This window comes from Paenibacillus sp. JCM 18996, assembly GCF_055392555.1.
Genome location: NZ_AP043884.1, coordinates 1,281,984 through 1,300,107, shown reverse-complemented (window position 1 = coordinate 1,300,107; position 18,124 = coordinate 1,281,984). Strand labels below are relative to the sequence as shown.

The 18,124-nt window shown below is 48.8% G+C and carries 16 protein-coding genes and 1 pseudogene; 12 read left to right on the top strand and 5 right to left on the bottom strand.

Features of this window, described 5'->3' with window-relative positions:
* The first annotated feature begins 5 nt into the window (after window positions 1–5).
* Window positions 6–776, top strand: coding sequence for a hypothetical protein (locus ACZ5N7_RS06390; protein ID WP_464658287.1), 771 nt, complete (start codon window positions 6–8; stop codon window positions 774–776).
* Between the two features lie 89 nt (window positions 777–865).
* On the opposite strand, the gene ACZ5N7_RS06385 is transcribed toward ACZ5N7_RS06390, so the two are convergent.
* Together ACZ5N7_RS06385 and ACZ5N7_RS06380 are read right to left on the bottom strand one after the other, a co-directional pair.
* A complete protein-coding gene (locus ACZ5N7_RS06385) occupies window positions 866–1,453 on the bottom strand; it encodes a PulJ/GspJ family protein (protein WP_464658286.1) in 588 nt (195 codons plus the stop codon).
* A gap of 9 nt (window positions 1,454–1,462) precedes the next feature.
* Window positions 1,463–1,873 (bottom strand): prepilin-type N-terminal cleavage/methylation domain-containing protein, encoded by a 411-nt coding sequence (locus ACZ5N7_RS06380; protein ID WP_464658285.1) that lies wholly within the window; start codon window positions 1,871–1,873, stop codon window positions 1,463–1,465.
* A gap of 64 nt (window positions 1,874–1,937) precedes the next feature.
* Here ACZ5N7_RS06380 and ACZ5N7_RS06375 point away from each other — a divergent pair, with 64 nt between their 5' ends.
* Window positions 1,938–3,122: a type IV pilus modification PilV family protein gene (locus ACZ5N7_RS06375; protein ID WP_464658284.1), complete on the top strand. Its 1,185-nt coding sequence runs from the start codon at window positions 1,938–1,940 to the stop codon at window positions 3,120–3,122.
* A gap of 165 nt (window positions 3,123–3,287) precedes the next feature.
* On the opposite strand, the pseudogene ACZ5N7_RS06370 reads toward ACZ5N7_RS06375, so the two are convergent.
* Window positions 3,288–3,462: pseudogene (locus ACZ5N7_RS06370) on the bottom strand (IS110 family transposase); the annotation flags it as partial.
* 194 nt (window positions 3,463–3,656) lie between these two features.
* Here ACZ5N7_RS06370 and ACZ5N7_RS06365 point away from each other — a divergent pair.
* From ACZ5N7_RS06365 to ACZ5N7_RS06330, 8 genes are all read left to right on the top strand, one after another.
* Window positions 3,657–5,480 (top strand): cache domain-containing sensor histidine kinase, encoded by a 1,824-nt coding sequence (locus ACZ5N7_RS06365; protein WP_464658283.1) that lies wholly within the window; start codon window positions 3,657–3,659, stop codon window positions 5,478–5,480.
* A gap of 1 nt (window position 5,481) precedes the next feature.
* Window positions 5,482–7,122 (top strand): response regulator, encoded by a 1,641-nt coding sequence (locus tag ACZ5N7_RS06360; protein WP_464658282.1) that lies wholly within the window; start codon window positions 5,482–5,484, stop codon window positions 7,120–7,122.
* A gap of 97 nt (window positions 7,123–7,219) precedes the next feature.
* Window positions 7,220–8,551, top strand: coding sequence for an ABC transporter substrate-binding protein (locus tag ACZ5N7_RS06355; protein WP_464658281.1), 1,332 nt, complete (start codon window positions 7,220–7,222; stop codon window positions 8,549–8,551).
* Window positions 8,552–8,625: 74 nt separating this feature from the next.
* Window positions 8,626–9,573: a carbohydrate ABC transporter permease gene (locus tag ACZ5N7_RS06350; RefSeq protein ID WP_464658280.1), complete on the top strand. Its 948-nt coding sequence runs from the start codon at window positions 8,626–8,628 to the stop codon at window positions 9,571–9,573.
* 2 nt (window positions 9,574–9,575) lie between these two features.
* Complete coding sequence (locus ACZ5N7_RS06345; protein WP_464659163.1) at window positions 9,576–10,418, top strand: carbohydrate ABC transporter permease; 843 nt, start codon at window positions 9,576–9,578, stop codon at window positions 10,416–10,418.
* A 50-nt stretch (window positions 10,419–10,468) separates the two neighbouring features.
* The gene (locus ACZ5N7_RS06340; protein WP_464658279.1) at window positions 10,469–12,001 is read left to right on the top strand and encodes an alpha-N-arabinofuranosidase; all 1,533 of its coding nucleotides are present in this window, start codon (window positions 10,469–10,471) and stop codon (window positions 11,999–12,001) included.
* A gap of 15 nt (window positions 12,002–12,016) precedes the next feature.
* Window positions 12,017–12,280 carry a DUF6171 family protein gene (locus ACZ5N7_RS06335; protein WP_464658278.1) on the top strand — a complete coding sequence of 88 codons (264 nt, stop codon included), beginning with the start codon at window positions 12,017–12,019 and terminating at the stop codon, window positions 12,278–12,280.
* A gap of 22 nt (window positions 12,281–12,302) precedes the next feature.
* Window positions 12,303–13,829 carry an alpha-N-arabinofuranosidase gene (locus ACZ5N7_RS06330; RefSeq protein ID WP_464658277.1) on the top strand — a complete coding sequence of 509 codons (1,527 nt, stop codon included), beginning with the start codon at window positions 12,303–12,305 and terminating at the stop codon, window positions 13,827–13,829.
* Window positions 13,830–14,105: 276 nt separating this feature from the next.
* Here ACZ5N7_RS06330 and ACZ5N7_RS06325 read toward each other — a convergent pair whose 3' ends face one another.
* Window positions 14,106–14,510 carry a sulfatase-like hydrolase/transferase gene (locus tag ACZ5N7_RS06325; protein ID WP_464658276.1) on the bottom strand — a complete coding sequence of 135 codons (405 nt, stop codon included), beginning with the start codon at window positions 14,508–14,510 and terminating at the stop codon, window positions 14,106–14,108.
* Window positions 14,511–14,647: 137 nt separating this feature from the next.
* Window positions 14,648–15,250, bottom strand: coding sequence for a nitroreductase family protein (locus ACZ5N7_RS06320; RefSeq protein WP_464658275.1), 603 nt, complete (start codon window positions 15,248–15,250; stop codon window positions 14,648–14,650).
* 148 nt (window positions 15,251–15,398) lie between these two features.
* On the opposite strand from ACZ5N7_RS06320, the gene ACZ5N7_RS06315 reads away from it, so the two are divergent.
* On the top strand, window positions 15,399–15,623 hold the full coding sequence (locus tag ACZ5N7_RS06315) for a hypothetical protein (protein ID WP_464658274.1): 225 nt from the start codon (window positions 15,399–15,401) through the stop codon (window positions 15,621–15,623).
* 220 nt (window positions 15,624–15,843) lie between these two features.
* The gene (locus ACZ5N7_RS06310; protein ID WP_464658273.1) at window positions 15,844–18,123 is read left to right on the top strand and encodes a DEAD/DEAH box helicase; all 2,280 of its coding nucleotides are present in this window, start codon (window positions 15,844–15,846) and stop codon (window positions 18,121–18,123) included.
* Window position 18,124: the final 1 nt, after the last annotated feature.

Genomic DNA, 18,124 nt, shown 5'->3' with positions numbered 1-18,124 from the left:
ATGTTATGTCGATCAGCAAAAAACAAAAAACTTCCCGGAAGGCGTTCTTCCAAACGTCGAGTGCTCCGTGGTACCTTTTAGGCGGCGTTCTGTTGATTAGTGCATTGTGCACGTCAGTCTTTGTCCTCTTGGGTATCGTGCCGAAACAGCAGGAGCTTCAAGCGATGGGTACCAGAATAGAGCAGCTTCGAAACCAGAAAGCTGTTTTGGAGAAAAAGCCGGCTCCTTCGAAAGCGGCGCAAAAGGATATTCAAGCTTTGCTCACTGCAGTGCCGCTGACAGATGAACAGGCCAGGTTGGTCCGCGCGTTAAAAGAGATCCAAACCTCCAGCGGAGCCTCTATACAAAAGCTGTCTTTCGTCGAAAAAGGACAAGAGAGCTTGCTGGGGAGCAACCTGCCTTTTGCAGTAGAAAACCAAGGCGGCGCCGCGTCCGCAGCCAAAGGCGCGGCAGGAGGGGTTCAATTAAGGGAGCGGAAAGCGAAGCTGGAATGCAGCGGAGCTTACGCGCAGATTGTGGATTTTATCGGGAAGCTTTATGGCATGGAGAGGTTTGCAAGTGTGAACAAGTGGATCCTGGAGGAGTATAAAGAGAGCGCAGCGCCTGCTGACACTCGTGTGTGGAAAATCACTTTGGAATTATCGCTGTTTACTTCAGAGGGCTATGCCGGCAAGTTCAATCCGGTCCCCCAATTGCCCGCCGGTGAGTCCCAGAACATAACGGAGCCGCCGAAACCCGGCGATGGGTCTTCCGCCCCTTTACAGACAGCAGAGTGAACGATACGAGCGTGGGTGCCGGCTGCAAATGGGGCAGCGATCACCGGCCCTTTACAACTGGCCGAGCGACGAAACGAGTAAGGGAGCAGTTAATTGTTTAGCAGCTTGACATTAAGCGGGGTGGAGGAGTCGGGATAGCCCGACGCTTTCGTGGAAGCGTCCAGATCGAAATGAATTTGCAGCACCGCCGCATTATTTAAAACCGCATTCTGGATCTCTTTTTTATTCGTTTTATAATGAGGGGGGCCTGAAAGAAAGGTTTTGTTCAGGGCATTGACGGAAAAAATCTCCCTGCCGTTGGAATACGCGCTTCGCAAGACGGCTGAGGTCAGGTTGGGATCGTCGAAGGTCCCCGTAAAATCATACAGAGTTAACCGGTGACTGTCAGCTTCGTAATAAAACGATTTGTAACCCGCCTGTCCGTCCGAGAACGTCTTGACCCGCAATTCCGAACGCTCTTGATTACTCGCGACGTAGACCTCGCTGGCATCGGAAAGAGCCCTGAAATACAACGTCCTGGCGGCTTTCATTTGGGATTCATCGGTAAACTGCTGCACGGCGTTCTGTTGCGTTTTTTGGATGGAATAGAACAGCGTAGTGGCTGCACCAAGGATCATGGTGCTTATCGTGACGGCGGCCAGCAATTCGACTAAAGTAATGCCTCGTTCGTTATTCATGTTGAAACGTTAACCTCCCCAAGTGACGGTGACCGAGTAGATATAGGGTGTATTGGCTGCTGCGGAAGGCAGTAAAACGATGGCCTGGACGGATGCGGCGTTATTATCGTTTGTAAAAGGGCTCGGTTTCAGGCTGCTTTCCATGGGAGTAACCTGCTTGTAAATATGATATTCGACGTTTCCTTGCGAAACCGACTCCTGCGAAGGTGCGGCTATCCACTGGGCCAAGACGGTTTTATTGCTTCTCATTTCGTTCAGCTTGCTTTCTGCGATCAGCCTTGCCTGCTCTTTATTTGACGTTTTCTTGTGCCCCAGGGACAGGCTTCCGGATAAGCCGGCAAAGGCAACCGCTGCGATGGCCACTATGAGTGTGGCTGCCATGGCTTCTACCAGAGTCAACCCTTTTTCGTTGCGGATCATAAGCATTTCACACCTGCTTCAACTATGTTTTGGGCAATGAATTTGACTAATTCGGGTGGTCTCTATGAAACTTCTAAAAAAGAATGAAGGTTTCGCTTTCCTTTACGCGTTGATGATCATCATGGTGTTGGGAATAGTCTCCGTGCCTCTGCTCAGTCTGATAAGCAGCAGCAACAGGACGACTGTGAAATCGGCCAACGAGTCGCAGGCAACCTACATGGCCGAAAGCGGAATGGAGGCCTTCATCGAATATTTAAGCGCATATCGAAGCGGAACGACAAGAGTCGATTATTTTAACAAGTATGCCGGCTGGGTCGATTCCACGATTGCGGTTCCCCAGGGAGGCTCGATCAGATACCAGCTTCTTAAACCGGTTATTGACTCTTACGGCGATTATGATATAGTTTCCAAGGCGCAAATGGGGGATTATGTAAAAGAAATAAAATATACTTTTCATATCGACAAATGGAATTTTACGAAAAACGATCTCTTCCAAAACGACTTGCTTCAATACCAGCAAGCGGTCGGCAAGCCTGCTGAGCAGGAAGCCCAAAATTATTATTGGAGCCGTATCCTTTATTTATGGGATTTGCTGCAGCAGAATAAGCTTACCTGGAATGAGCTGCTCGAATTTATCAATGATTTCAATACATTTAAGAACTCGAACGGTACGACGTCCAGAACGATCGTGACTGCCAGTCTGCTGCCCAAATTTGATGAGTATATCTCGGATTTGCGTGATTCTCTAATGCCGTTTGATTACGGAGACAAGGGAGAGATCACAACTGTGAGCGGGCTTGTCGAGCAGATGAACAGCGCGAAAAGCACAGCGGATACAAAGCAAATCTCTTTCAAATGTACCTGTCAGCCTGTCAATCTGGCTGGGGCAAAATGGAATTACGATTTCACTCTGGATAATTCCCGTACCTTCGTTGTGTATTTTACAAACGGCATAACCGATACCGGAGGAAGTTCTTCCGGGCTTTGGCGGATGAAAGGCATGGTTTTTATCAATGGCAGCCTCACGGTCAACAAACCGGTCTTTGAGGTGAACAACCTGGTTGTCACGGATACGCTCAGCACCAAATCAGGAGTAAAGCAAACCGCCCTGATTGCGGCTAAAAATTATACTTTGTCCAATCCAGGGGATGACCCAATAGATCCCAATAAATCGAACAATGTCCAGATCAGTTCCGGTGCGACTTACTACTATGGGGATAAAAATTTTGCCCCCAAAAGAATTCGATGACCCGTCTCCTATCAAAGTATAACATGAAAATTGACAAACTTTGTCGAATATCGAAAAAGAAATTACGCTTATGCATAAAAAAGGATCTGTCATCCCGACTAGGGAGAACAGATCCTCTGGAAAGTAACGATCCAACCAGTTTGTAATCCGAGTTTTCACTTGATTCAAGCTCACCATGACCTTCTGATGTACTCGGCCAAGCTCCTTCATCCACGCCGCCAGCTTCGTTAGCCCTTCCTGATCATTGGGAAACACGCAGTCTTTCCCAAGCTCAATTCCGCGGAAATCCACGGCACGAGCTACGTGAATCTTCTTGGCGAATGTCTGCGCCAACGACCAGTGTTTTTTCGGTAGCAAATTTGAATGAGCATTCATCTACAGCGTGTGAATTACTACATAATTCACACGCTCTTTTTGTGGAAATTTGAGGACTACAGCCTTAAATCTGTGTATCAGAAGAGGAATTTCAACTTCCCCCATGGAAATATCTAGGATAGAGGGCTTTTGATATAAAGAAAGGAGGGACACCAACCTTTGATAAGCCGATGGATCCGACAAGTAAAAATTCACAACCGGCTCGTTGCGGCGTTCGCTATTTTATCTTTGGTTCCTTTATTAATAACGGGATTTTTTGCGTACGATCGGTCCAGTGAAGCGATCAAACGAAAAATTAGCGCTTCCACGATCCAGGTCATGAATCAAGTCAGTGAAAATATTCAAAATGAGCTGACCAAACTCGAAAATGACAGTGTGGATATTGCCTTCTCCGATCTGGTTCAGAACACGTTGGTTTCCTATCCGGCAATCAGTGAATTGGACAAAATCAATGCGGAGGTAAAGATGCAAAACATGCTGGCGAAAAGATTCTCCTCTTTCCACAGCGTGTCCGATGTTCTTTTATATACCAATCGCAAAGAGAAAATCATGGCTTATGGAGACGTCAGTTTTAAGTTCCGGTTAAAGCCGAACTACCTGGATTCGATATTGGAGGAAGCCGCTGCGAAAAACGGTGTCCCTATATGGAAAATCGCGGGTCAGGAGGATGAAGAGTCGGTGAATGCGCGCTACCGGGTTAATAATTACGGCGAGACTGGCATTTTGTTGTCGAGAAGCTTCAAATCATTGCAAGGCAAGCCGATTGGAAACATTATCATCCGCATTGATGAGAAATACATTTTGGCCAAATTCAAAGATGTTCAGCTTGGCGGCGGCGCGGATATATTGATTTTAACAAGCCGAGGAGCCGTCGTTTCAAGCCGGAATCCCAGTATCAAAGCCGCGCATATGTACCCGGATGCTTCCCTTGTCGAAGAACTGGCGGAGAACAGGGAAAAAGGCGCTTTTTCATTTCATACCGCTATTTCTGGGAAGCGCTATCTGGTTGCCTATACGTACATACCGAGCGCCGACTGGTACCTGGTAAGTACGATTCCGTTTTCCTACTTGAACGATGAACCCGTTAAGATCGGCGTATTTATCGCCGTTTTGGGAATCATCTGTTTTTTGCTGGCGCTGCTTCTGTCTTTCATCGTATCCCAAAGCATCTCAAAGCCTTTGTATAAACTGGTGAAATTGATGAATAACGTGAAAAGCGGCAATTTTGGCATAAGGAGCCATGACAACAGCAATGACGAGCTGGGCGTGGTGACGACCCATTTCAACCATATGGTGAGCGAGCTTCAATTCCTGATCGATGAAGTCAAAAACAAAGAGGTCTCCAAAAGGCTGGCTGAATTGAAAGCGCTTCAAGCCCAGATCAATCCCCATTTTCTGTCCAATACATTGAATACCGTCAGGTCGCTTGCCAATTTGCAGAAGGCGGAAAATATCTCAAGTATCATCACGTCGCTCATCCAGCTGCTGCACGCCTCAATGGGAAAGGGCAGGGAACGCGTCACGCTGCGGGAAGAGATCGAATATGTGCGAGATTACTTGAACATTATGGCTTACCGGTATTATGACAAGTTCGAGGTTTATATCGAGATGGAGGAAGGCATACTCGATTGTGATATTTTGAAATTCATTCTGCAGCCGATTGTGGAAAATGCGCTGCTGCATGGACTTGAGCCCATGGAAGGGCAAGGCTTGATTGTCATCAAAGGATACAGGATCGGCGACGAATTGAAGATCACGGTAACCGATAACGGCGTAGGAATGAATGAACTCACGTTGAACCGTCTGATGAGCGAGAAGCCGAAACAAACGAAGGCCGGGTGGAACGGGATCGGCGTTTGGAACGTCGATCAAAGAATAAAGCTGTATTTTGGGGAAAAGTACGGTATCTCCATCCAAAGCGTCCCAAACTTGTACACGACCGTTGAAATTAAGATTCCTGCTGCCGCAGAGGAGGCCGCCTAGTATGTTGAAGGTACTGATAGTCGATGACAGCGCTTATTCGCGTACCGATTTGAAGACGATGATCAATTGGGAGAATCGCGGTTTCTATATTTCCGGAGAAGCGAGCAATGGGATGAACGCCATTCATTCGATGGAAAATGACATGCCCGATATTGTGATAACCGATATGAACATGCCCGTCATGAACGGCATTGATCTGATCGACTATATAGAAAGAAATTGCCCCCAGGTTCAGGTCATTGCCCTGAGCGCTTATGATGATTTTGATTATGTCCGGGAAAGCATGAAGAAGGGAGCCGTCGATTATATGCTGAAGCATCGTCTGAATGCGTCTGTGTTATTGGACATTCTTAAGTCCGCCGCAAGCTCGATAGTCAAATATAGGAATGAACGCGAACGGCAAAACGAGATTACCGAGGAGCTTTCCTTAAGCAAGGCCGCTCTAGGCCGGGAGTTCATGCGGAAGGTTTTGGAAGGGAGCCTGACGGATCCGAATGAGATTCAAAGGCAATTCAACTTCCTGGATATCGGCCTCGACATGGAAAACCTGATGGTAACGGTTGCGGAGATCGATGATTTTCGATTTATTGAAGAAAAATTCACGCCCCTGGAAGTGGACGTAATCATCCGAACGTTTCTGGATATATCCGCAGAAATTCTTAATGACTGGAAGAAGTCCGTTATTTTTCATTGGACCCATGGGAAATTTGTCATGATTTTTTCTTTAGATCAAACCAGCAGCAAGATGTATGTTTACAACAGACAATATGGCATTCTGAACCGAATCCGCTCGCAAATCAAAAAGTATTTGAATATTACGGCAAGCTTCGGTGTAAGCCATGCCTGCAGGGATGTCTTTGAACTGCATCATGCATATCGCGATGCGGAGTCCATGTTGAGAGACAAGTTTTTCAAAGGCAAGGACGGAATCTTCATTGAAAACACAAGCAGTAAGTCGGTGGAGTCTTTTTTTAGCCTGGATATTCAAATGGAAAAGGAGATCTACACCGCTTTAAGAAATCAGGATGAGGAGCGCGTAAAACAACGGATCAATGAAATCTTTGATAGAATCAAAGCTTCGCGGCTGGGAAGCAAATCGACGCAGATGATTTGCGCCGAATTGATCCATATCGCAGGCAAAGTTTGCAGAGATTTCGGGATGGAAATATCCACCCTATATACAAGTGAAGACGTCCCCTACAATATGATCCAGAAGTACGAGACTCTGATGGATATCAAAGAATGGGTGCTGGGTCTTTACCTCAAGCTGATCGCCATGCTTAAATTGATGAAAATCAACGGTACATTAAGCAAAGTAACCCACAAGGCCGTTGAGTTTATTCACCGCAATTACCAGAACAACATTTCATTAACCGATGTCGCAGATTTCGTCGGCGTAAGCGGTCCGCATATCAGCAAGCTGTTCAAAGAAGAGTGCGGGATCGGATTTGCGGAATATATGAATCATTTCCGGGTGGAAAATGCCAAGCTGCATATCGAGAATGGCGAACTCAAGCTGAAGGTAATTGTAAAACGTGTTGGTTTCAACAATTACAATTACTTTTTCCGGGTGTTCAAGGATATTGTAGGAATGACACCGCTGGAATATGAACAGAGATTAAAAAGTTATAGTAGATCTTAAGAAAGTGTAGTTCGATGCGAACTGCACTTTCTTATAATGAAAATAGGTAAACCGAAAGGGGAAACCAATTTATTATTCAAAGGGGAGATGAGAAAGCATGAAAAGGGCGTCCATTATGGCTTTAAGCATGTCCGTACTGCTGACGGCTGTTATGTCAGGGTGCTCCGGCAGCGAGGGATCGCAATCAGCCCAGGGCGAAAAGGCGAATGACAGTCAGAAACCGAAGAAGCCAGTTGCGCTGAACTTGTGGACATCAAACGAATTGCACCAGAAATACTATCAAAAGACGGCTGAATTATGGAAAAAGGATCATCCCGAGCAGCCGATCGAATTAACGGTGGACAATTATCCTAACGCGGAAATGCACAATAAGCTTTTGATCGCCCTGCAATCGGGAGTGGGAGCGCCGGATATTGTCGATATCAACCTCAATTTCTTCTCCAATTTTATGAAAGGCGACATTCAACTGGTGGAGTTGAACAAGCTCGTCGAACCGGTGAAGGATAAATACGTTCAATCCCGGCTCGATATTTACACCAAAAACGGAAAGCTTTATGGTTTGCCTTTCCATGTAGGCGCAACGGTCGTTTATTACAATAAAGAACTTTTGGACAAAGCGGGTGTAAACGCGGATAACATCAAGACCTGGAATGATTTTACCGAAGCGGGGAAGAAGGTTGTCGCCGCAACCGGAAAGCCGATGACCGCTTTCGAAGTAACCAACCAGCGGCCGTTCTGGCCCATGATCGTCCAAAGAGGTTCTGATTATCTGGATAAGAACGGTAACGTCATTTTGGATAACGAAACCAATATTAAGACCTTGAACGCCATGAAGGACATGATGTATAAAGATAAAATCGCGATAGCCATGCCGGGTGGAGATACCACCAAGGAAGAATTTTTCAGCTTTATGAATAAAGGCGAAATGGCCGCTCTGATCATGCCTATGTGGTACATGAGCCGGTTTTTAGCTTATATGCCCGACTTGAAGGGTAAAATCCAGGTTCGCGCCATGCCTGTGTTTGAACAAGGCAACGCCAAATCCGCAGGAATGGGTGGTACGGCCACGTCGGTGACGAAGCAGAGTAAGAATCAGGAAGTTGCGATGCAATTTCTAGCGTATGCCAAGATGACGAAAGAGGCCAATATCAGGATCTGGCAGGAGCTTAAATTCGATCCTCCGAGATGGGATGTATGGGACTCACCGGAGCTGCAGAAGCCTGACGAATATTTCGCAAACGAAAAAGTGTTTAATGTGCTGGTTCAGATGAAGGACGAAATTAAATCGCCCAGCATGACCGAGCTTAGCACCGCCGCACAGGATCTCGTGAATTCCAGTGTCATGTTCAAGTCGTTGAAGGATCAGAGCCTTACCCCGGAACAGGCGCTGAAGGCAGCAGCCGATGAGCTGCGCAAGCAGAAAAAGTAATGCTCGGACGGATGGCGGCTGAAATCAAGGCGCGGTTTCGGTTGCCGTCCACCATCCGGCTTGGAGGTGGTTTTTTGGCCAAAGGCGCAGTCAATACGCGTTACGGACAAACCGGGACGCCCAATAAATTCAGCTTGGGGAAGTTATTTTACTCCGAAAAGCTGGCTCCGTACATTTTTGCATCCCCTTTCATATTGACGTTTCTGATCTTCTTTCTGTATCCGACCTTCTCTACCGTGATTATGAGCTTCCAAGAAGTCACGGGACTTAATAACGCCAAGTTTATCGGACTTGACAATTATAAGCGATTATTCGATGTCCATTTTTACAATGCCTTGAAAACGAACACACTATACACGATGTTTTCGGTTTTGCTGTTGATCCCCATTCCTATTGTGTTTGCCGTTTTTTTGAATGCAAAAGTGGTTAAGGGCAGAAATTTGTTTAAGGCTTCCATCTTTATTCCGGCATTGACCTCCGTTATAGTGGCGGGTGTTTCGTTCCGGCTGATGTTCGGCGAGATGGACACCGCTTTGATAAACTCGCTGCTGATCAAATTGGGTCTTCCCCCGCAAAAATGGGCTTTGAACTATTGGACGGGGATGTTACTCATGACGGTTTTGAATCTCTGGAGGCATGCGGGCATCAATATGGTGTATTACCTTGCCGGTCTGCAAGCCATACCGGAAGAATTGTATGAGTCTGCGGAAATCGACGGAGCCGGTGTGGTTAGAAGGTTTTTTGCCATCACCTTGCCTCTGTTGAAGCCCATCATTATTTATACGATGACAATCGCGATCTTCGAGGGCTACCGGATGTTCGGAGAAAGCTACGTATTCTGGAACGAAGGCATGCCCGCCGATATTGGTCTGACGATTGTCAGGTACATCTACCAGCAGGCTTTCCAACGGAATGACATGGGATTCGGCTCGGCCATCGGCATTACCCTGCTTCTTATCGTGCTGGCCATTAACCTGGTACAGCTGAGAATTTTCGGACTCTTCAAGAAGGACAGTGATTGAGTATGGGCATAAAATCCAAAAAAACGGCAGGGGCTGCCTTAATCATTGTTTTTTTCGTCATTGTCAGCTTTGCGATGCTGTTTCCGCTTTACTACATGTTCTTGGCTTCGTTCAAGAGCTCGAAAGAATTGTTCCGCAACGGCATGGATTTACGGATTGTTCCCGCGCTGATGAGTCTGGACAATTACAAGCTCCTATTCACAGGCAAGAGCATTTATTTGTCCTGGTACAAAAACAGCCTTTTGCTTGTAACTTTGTATACGGTTGCTTCTCTCTTCTTATCGTCTTTGGTCGGTTACGCACTTGGAGCCTATCAGTTCAAAGGCCGGAATCTGATTTTCGTCATGGTCCTGTTCGTCATGATGGTGCCGCTTGATATTCTGATGCTGCCTCTGTACAAGCTTACGGTCAAGATGGGGATCATCAATACGTATGCCGGCGTTATCTTGCCGTTTGTGGTCTCACCTATGGCGATCTTCTTTTTCCGGCAATTTGTGACGGGACTTTCCAGAGATTTCATGGATGCGGGAAGGATTGACGGCTGCACGGAGTACGGCATCTTCTTCCGGATCATGGCTCCTTTAATGAAGCCGGCCTTCGGGGCAATGGGCATTCTACTCGCCATGCAGAACTGGAACAGTCTGGTCTGGCCTCTGATCGTGCTTCGCACCAACAGCATGTTTACCTTGCCGATCGGGTTATCGTCGCTGCTCACTCCTTACGGCAACAATTACGACGTGCTGATATCCGGTGCCGTATTGTCCACGATTCCGATCATCATCCTATTCCTGTTGAATCAGAGGGCGTTTATTTCCGGTCTGACCACCGGCGGAGTTAAAGGCTGATTCATGTAAAATAACATAAAAACTCGTGAAAATGAAGGAGAAAACTAAAAATGAAAAATCTCGTCAAAATTGATACGAAAGCTGGAAAACACAAAATCGACCGAAATATTTACGGGCACTTTGCCGAGCATCTGGGCCGCTGTATATACGAGGGAATTTGGGTCGGCGAGGATTCCGACATCCCCAATACGCGAGGAATCCGAAACGATGTCGTTCAGGCGTTAAAGGATATGAAAATTCCGATCCTGCGCTGGCCGGGAGGCTGCTTTGCCGACGAATACCACTGGAAGGATGGTATCGGACCTAAGGAAAGCAGAGCGCATATGATTAACACACATTGGGGCGGCGTGGTGGAGAATAACCATTTCGGCACCCACGAATTTTTCGATTTATGCGAAATGCTGGAAACCGATCCTTATATCTGCGGGAATGTCGGCAGCGGTACTGTTTATGAAATGCAGCAATGGGTCGAATACATGACCTTTGACGGCGAATCGCCTATGACTGACCTGCGCAGAGCAAACGGAAGAGAAAAGCCATGGAAGCTTACCTATTTCGGTATAGGGAATGAAAACTGGGGCTGCGGCGGTAGAATGAGAGCGGAGTATTATGCCGATCTATACAGACAGTTCAGCACTTATGTAAGAGATTATGGGGAAAATTTCCTTTATAGAATTGCTGCAGGGCCTAGAGGGGACAATTATCACTGGACGGAAGTGCTTATGCGGGAGGCAAAGTATTTCATGGACGGATTGGCGCTCCATTACTACACGAGGCTGAGGGATCACAGCATCGTGATTGAAAATCCCGACGGGAACCGAATTTATTTAAAAAAACCGGATGCAGTGAGAGGCCAGGCCGTCGACTTCGACGAGAGCGAATGGTTCGGCATTATGAAGGCGGCCTATTTCACAGAGGAGCTTGTAGCGAAGCACTCCGCCATTATGGATAAATACGATCCCGAGAAGAAGGTGGCGCTGATCATCGATGAGTGGGGCACATGGTTTGACGTAGAACCCGGCACCAACCCCGGCTTCCTGTATCAGCAAAACACAATGCGAGACGCAGTTTCTGCGGCGATCAGCCTGAATATTTTCAACAATCACTGCGACCGTGTAAGAATGGCGAATATTGCCCAGACGATCAATGTGCTGCAGGCTGTTATTTTGACGGAAGGGGAAAAGATGATCCTGACTCCGACCTATCATGTCTTTGAAATGTTTAAGGTGCACCAGGATGCCATGATGATGCCGATTGAGCTCCATTCAGGCAAATACAGTTACGATGGGGAGGAAGTTCCTCAGATTAGTGTATCTGCATCCATTGATGCTGACGGCAAAATGAATATCACCCTTTGCAATACGGACCCGAGAAATGCTGCGGAGGTGGCTTGCAATATCGGCGGGTATGCCGGTAAGCAGGTATCCGGCAGAGTATTAACCGCATCCTCCATGAACAGTCATAATACATTTGAAAAGCCGGATCAAGTAAAGGCCGTACCATTTACCAGTGTGCAGCTGAATGAAGGAGGCCTGTATGCAGAGATTCCACCGATGTCGGTTGTCGTGCTGACGTTGAGCTAAGGCCGGGTGAACAAGATGGCTAAACAAGGCCCATGCAGGGACTGTTCGGAAACCATTGAGGTGTCACCGGAAAAAATAGAAGCCATGCTGCAGATTCTATTGAAGTCCAGGAACCTTGAGCTGGCGGACGAGGATACAAGCAGCAGAAGGCTATCCGAGTGTATGAGCTGTCCAGCTTATACACTTGGAGGCACCTGCAAATACTGCGGTTGTCTTGTTCAGATTCGAACGAAAATTCAGGGGCAGTACTGCCCCTATCCTTTACATCCGAAATGGTAAGGGAAAAGGAGAGTAATGCTTGATGGCTGCAATTGAGATTCTGCTCCAGAACGAGATCGGCCGCATCAATCCAAATATCTATGGTCATTTTGTAGAACACCTGGGCGGCGTTGTATACGATGGCATTTGGGTTGGCGAGGATTCCGGCATTCCTAACATCAGAGGCTTCAGGCGCAGCCTTATTGAAAAGCTGAAGGAGATTCAGCCTTCTGTCATCCGATGGCCGGGCGGCTGTTTTGCCGAGACCTACGACTGGCGAGACGGAATTGGTCCAAGAAATGAGCGTCCTACCACCGTGAACTGGTGGTACATGAATGACGGCAAATATGAGTCTAATCAAGTCGGGACACACGAGTTTATCGACTTCTGCAGGCTCGTTAACGCTGAGCCGTATTTTGCATTAAACGCAACTACTTCAACCGTATTAGAGGGCAGAAACTGGATTGAATACTGCAATATGCCGCAGGGAACCACCACGCTTGCCAAAGAGCGTGAGAATAACGGGAGTTCGGAGCCCTTCAACGTGAAATACTGGGGCCTTGGCAACGAGAACTGGGGTGGCGGCGGCTGTATGACTCCTGAGGATTACTGCCACATATATAGGAAGTATGCCATTATCGGCAAAAGTGTAGGACCGGAGCTCAACTACATAGCATGCGGCCCCTACGAGGGTATTCCTGATTGGACCTTGAAATTTTTTGAGAAGTATAAGGAAATGTATACGGTCGGCCGTATCCCCCCGATGTTCGGATACTCCCTGCACTATTATGTCACCAACACCGGAAGATTGGGCTCAGAGCTGGAATATTCGGATGCCCAGTGGTATGAGATGATGCGGCTCGGCTTGGAAATGGAGCCCTTTATCCAGACGCAATATGAGATGGTTAACGAGGCAATGCCCGGCAGCAGCATCGGTCTTATTGTGGACGAGTGGGGAGTGTGGCATCTGCTGCACGGCAAGCATCCATTGCCCGGAAAATACCTGTTCGAGCAGCCGGATACGATGCGTGAGGCGGTAGTGGCAGCGCTTTCGTTGAATATATTTAATAACCACTGCGACAAGATAGTCATGGCAAACGTAGCGCAGCTTGTGAACTGTATCCATTCCCTGTTCCTTGCAAAGGGCGACAAGTTTGTTACTACAACAAGCTTTCATGTATTTGATCTTTTTAAAATCCACCAGAATGCTACTGGCGTCAAAACGATTGTCGATACGGAAGCGATTGAATATACCATAGAGGACAATTGCTATTCCATTCCAAGCGTTTCTTGTTCTGCTTCCGTAAAAGATGGCGTTCTGGCGGTCACGCTTGTAAACACTTCTGTCCATCAAGCGCAGCATGTTGAGCTTAATCTGAATGGCGGCTTATTTGCAGGTGAGGGGACAATGACTGTGCTGGCCTCTGCAAGCCCCACGGACGGCAACTCCTTCGATGAGCCGAACAAGGTAACACCAAAACAGCAATCCATCCATGTAGAAGGCTCGGAGTTCAAAGTGACAATTCCTAAAGCGTCTGTCGTACTGTTAAAAATAAACTGCAGTTTATAGCAAAAATAGCTTGCGGAGAGGACTGCTCTTGCAGGCTTTTTTTCGTATATTCTTCCCAGCCGTTCCGCGTACTTCTTCAATTGGCCTTTGGCGTGGTAAGGTCCCCCTTCTTTGATGACCGTCCACAGCGGGTCAGTGTCAAAAGCTATCGATTCCATCATCGCATCATGCCATTCGTTTAAATAATAAGCCGCTTGTTGGCAAAGCTCGGGATGTGTTTGTGCAAGGTTATGCTGTTCGTGCGGATCCTCTGCCAAACGAAAGAGCATTTCTTTGTCAAATAAATGAAACCCGTCGTGATAAGTCCGCATATACAAATAATCTCCAAAGAGCACGCTGCGCTGGCAAACATGCGCGCATTGGGAGACGACCAGATAGTCGCGTCCGTACGGTAATAGCCGGTGCATAGCCGGCTCCGTCCCAGAACGGCATCGGTTTCTTCCCGAGCAGATCGGCGATGGTCGGCAGCAAATCCAGATGATAGTGCAGTCCTGTGTCGACATGCCCCTGCTTCATGCCCGGCCAACGGATAATCATAGGGATGCGGCACGTTCCCTGGTCGGCGGTTCCGTGCTCTCCGTAAAAGCCGAGCTCGCCCATGTTTTTGCCGTGGTCCGCGGTAATGATTACAATAAGCTCCTCCATAACTCTCTGTTTCTCCAGCTCGCATGCCGCAGTCATAGCCGTCGATCATCCGCCGCAAGCCCTCGCGGTCTGTAAATTCGCCGAGGTGACGGGGATATTTCGGATTGGTTCCGGCGTCGAACATGTTGATTTCACGCGGACTATGCGGGCATATCTTGCGGGTGGTGTAACGGTTAAATCAACTGCATTCCAAAACCCCCCTCAAACAAGCTATGGGCTCCGGATGATGATTGCTTTTTACGCTCCCCGTGCTGCTTCGGAAAATGCGCCTTATCTCCCCGGTAGCCGGTGGCTATAACGGCATGGATGTCATACTCCCCGGGTATGTTCAACAAGGCTCTGGCTTTGTTCTTGTCAAAACCGGTCATCGCATAAGTGATCAAGCCGTGGTTTAACGCCTCAAGCGCGAGGTAACCCCAACATAATCCGCTGTCAAGGGACGCTTCGACCGCCTCCGTTTGGCTTTTTACAGCCTTGCGTTTGGAGATTGCCAGCACCAGCACAGGCGCTTCGACGCACCACGCCAAGTTTAGAGGATGAATAAACTTGTGGAATCTTTCCCGGTCCTGCGGCGTTCGCGCGATAATATACCGCCAAGACTGCCCGTCGTTACCGGAAGGCGCCCATGTCGCCGCTCCGAATACTGCCATCAGCACATCGTTCGGCACGTCCTTCGACAGAAAGGAACGGGTCGACCAGCGGGTGAAAATCTGAGGATCAATGCCTAATTCAGATGTTTGGGAAGTTTCCTGTTCAGACGTAACGTTTAATCTCATATTGTGATTCCTCCTTATAAGGATGGTTTGTATGTAGATATATTTACTTTTAAACTTTAATACAAGCCGGCGAAACGAATTCGTATGGACTCCATAAAAATTGGATATGCTTATGAAGTTGGAATGCTATTTATGGAGGTGTCCCGGCGTGGAGTTTGGCAGTCACGATATCATCGTTATAGAACAAGCGCTGCATTCGGCTATGGCACAAGAAACGGACGGCCGAAAGATCAACTCATACAAGGAAGTGCTGGCTAAGCTTAAGGCAAGCTCAGAGATCGCGATCCGCACATCCGCAGGCCCTGTGTATGCCGCTGCGGAAAACGGGCTGCGCTTTGATTACGACGATTTCTCAGCTGGACACTGGCAGTAGATTTTTGCCCGGGACAGCGGAGGGGTCTGCACACAATTGAGACGGCCGTCCCACAGTTTGCCGAGGGTCGGGATTCTGCTGTTTCAAATCAGGCATGGAGTCACAATACCCGACGGACGAAGCGGGAATAAGGCTCTTTTTTTGTTTGGGGAACGTATTGTCCTGCGAACATGCATTCTGTATAATAAAAGAAATGCTGATTTCGTTAGGAGTTTTACATATGAACCGTTTGACAGGGAAAGTGTCGTCCATTAACGAGATGATAGATTTGTTCCGGAGTACGCCGGAGATAGCGGACGGAATTACTTATTGGCATACCATTCCTCCGCGCCATCCCCAGCTGATTGATTTCCCGGACGAAATCCACCCTCTGCTGCGGGAATCGTTGAAGGATAGAGGAATTTCCCGATTATATACCCACCAGGCCCAATCGGTGGCAGAGGTGCTGAGAGGCAATCACGTGGTAACTGTGACGCCTACCGCCTCAGGCAAGACGCTCTGCTACAACCTACCGGTTCTGCAGGGTATACTGCAGGACGCAAGCGCCAGGGCGCTGTATTTGTTTCCGACCAAAGCTTTGGCCCAGGACCAGGTGGCGGAAATGCAGGAAACCATAACGAAAATGGGCGTCGACATCAAATCGCATACCTATGACGGAGACACTCCGCCTAATGTAAGGCAGGCGATTCGCAATGCGGGGCATGTGGTGGTGACCAACCCCGATATGCTGCATTCGGCGATTCTGCCGCATCATACGAAATGGGTAAAGCTGTTCGAGAATTTGAAATATATCGTGATTGACGAGGTGCATTCTTACCGAGGGGTGTTCGGCAGCCATGTGGCGAACGTGATCAGGCGGCTGAAGAGGATCTGCCGTTTTTACGGTTCAAGCCCGCAGTTTATTTGCGCCTCCGCAACGATCGAGAATCCGAAGGAGCATGCGGAGCGTTTGATCGGCGAGACGGTCATTCTTGTGGACAACAATGGCGCTCCTGCCGGGGAGAAGCATTTCGTGTTCTACAATCCGCCTGTCGTCAACCAGCAGCTCGGCATCCGCCGGAGCAGCGTCCTGGAGACGAAGAGGATTGCGGGCCTGCTGCTGAAGCACGGTATCCAGACGATCGTGTTCGCTCGAAGCCGGGTGCGCGTGGAGATCCTGCTGACGTACCTGCAGGATCTGATCAAGCACGAGCTCGGGAGCAAATCGATCCGCGGCTATCGCGGGGGCTATCTGCCGAAGCAGCGGCGGGAGATCGAGCGGGGACTGCGCAGCGGAGAGATCCGCGGCGTCGTCAGCACGAACGCGTTGGAGCTGGGCATCGATATCGGCCAGCTCCAGGCGTGCGTGCTCAACGGCTATCCGGGCACGATAGCCAGCACCTGGCAGCAGTCCGGCCGTGCCGGGCGGCGGCAGGAAAGCTCGCTGACGGTCCTCGTCGCGAGCTCGAACCCGCTGGATCAATATTTGATCCAGAATCCGCGGTATTTTTTCGAGCGGCCGCCGGAGCAGGCGCTCATTCACCCGGACAACCTGATTATTCTGGTTGACCATATCAAATGCGCGGCGTACGAGCTGCCGTTCGAGGACGGGGAACAGTTCGGCGACGAGACCCTGATCGAGATTCTAGAATTTCTGACGGAGGAACAGATCCTCCACCATGTTAACAACCGCTGGTATTGGATGGAACAGTCGTTCCCCGCCCACGATATCTCGCTTCGCAGCGCCGCGCAGGAAAACATTATAATCATCGATACGACAAACGGCAGCAGAGTGATCGGTGAAGTGGACCGGTTCAGCGCTCCCACGCTCGTTCATGAAGAAGCGATTTATCTTCATGAGGGTGTGCAGTTCCAGGTTGAGAAGCTTGACTACGAGGAGAAGAAAGCCTACGTGCGGGAAGTCGACGTCGATTACTTTACCGACGCCAACCTTGCGGTGCAGCTCAAAGTCCTCCATGTGCACCGCGAAGATTTGCAGGGGCAGCTGCTGCGCCAATACGGCGAAGTGACAGTGAACGCCAAGGCGACGATTTTCAAAAAAATCCGACTCAGGACGCACGAGAATATAGGCGCGGGACCGATTCATCTGCCGGAAGAGGAGATGCATACCACTTCATATTGGTTCACATTCGGCGATGAGATTGCCGGCAAGCGCAGCACTAACGATCTGCAGTACGCTTTGCTCGGGTTGTCCAATGTGTTGGTCCATATAGCTCCGCTCTATCTGATGTGCGATCCTTCGGATATTCGGGTAGTGCCGCAGGTAAGGGCAGTGCACAACAAAAAGCCCACGATCTTCTTCTATGACCGGTATCCCGGCGGCGTCGGACTGAGCGAAAGGCTGTACGAGGTGCACGGCACGCTGCTTCGCCAAGCGGAACGTCTCATCTCTTCCTGCACCTGCCTGAGCGGCTGTCCTGCTTGCGTCGGGCCGATCGAGGAAGTGGGACTCACAGGCAAACAGCTTGCGCTTGAACTGCTGAGGGAAACGGGGGACTGAC

Excerpts from the sequence above, each read along its gene's own strand:
- ACZ5N7_RS06390 (WP_464658287.1), top strand. The coding sequence starts at position 6 with ATGTCGATCAGCAAAAAACAAAAAACTTCCCGGAAGGCGTTCTTCCAA.
- ACZ5N7_RS06385 (WP_464658286.1), bottom strand. The coding sequence starts at position 1,453 with ATGAATAACGAACGAGGCATTACTTTAGTCGAATTGCTGGCCGCCGTC.
- ACZ5N7_RS06380 (WP_464658285.1), bottom strand. The coding sequence starts at position 1,873 with ATGATCCGCAACGAAAAAGGGTTGACTCTGGTAGAAGCCATGGCAGCC.
- ACZ5N7_RS06375 (WP_464658284.1), top strand. The coding sequence starts at position 1,938 with ATGAAACTTCTAAAAAAGAATGAAGGTTTCGCTTTCCTTTACGCGTTG.
- ACZ5N7_RS06360 (WP_464658282.1), top strand. The coding sequence starts at position 5,482 with ATGTTGAAGGTACTGATAGTCGATGACAGCGCTTATTCGCGTACCGAT.
- ACZ5N7_RS06355 (WP_464658281.1), top strand. The coding sequence starts at position 7,220 with ATGAAAAGGGCGTCCATTATGGCTTTAAGCATGTCCGTACTGCTGACG.
- ACZ5N7_RS06345 (WP_464659163.1), top strand. The coding sequence starts at position 9,576 with ATGGGCATAAAATCCAAAAAAACGGCAGGGGCTGCCTTAATCATTGTT.
- ACZ5N7_RS06340 (WP_464658279.1), top strand. The coding sequence starts at position 10,469 with ATGAAAAATCTCGTCAAAATTGATACGAAAGCTGGAAAACACAAAATC.
- ACZ5N7_RS06335 (WP_464658278.1), top strand. The coding sequence starts at position 12,017 with ATGGCTAAACAAGGCCCATGCAGGGACTGTTCGGAAACCATTGAGGTG.
- ACZ5N7_RS06330 (WP_464658277.1), top strand. The coding sequence starts at position 12,303 with ATGGCTGCAATTGAGATTCTGCTCCAGAACGAGATCGGCCGCATCAAT.
- ACZ5N7_RS06325 (WP_464658276.1), bottom strand. The coding sequence starts at position 14,510 with ATGACTGCGGCATGCGAGCTGGAGAAACAGAGAGTTATGGAGGAGCTT.
- ACZ5N7_RS06320 (WP_464658275.1), bottom strand. The coding sequence starts at position 15,250 with ATGAGATTAAACGTTACGTCTGAACAGGAAACTTCCCAAACATCTGAA.
- ACZ5N7_RS06310 (WP_464658273.1), top strand. The coding sequence starts at position 15,844 with ATGAACCGTTTGACAGGGAAAGTGTCGTCCATTAACGAGATGATAGAT.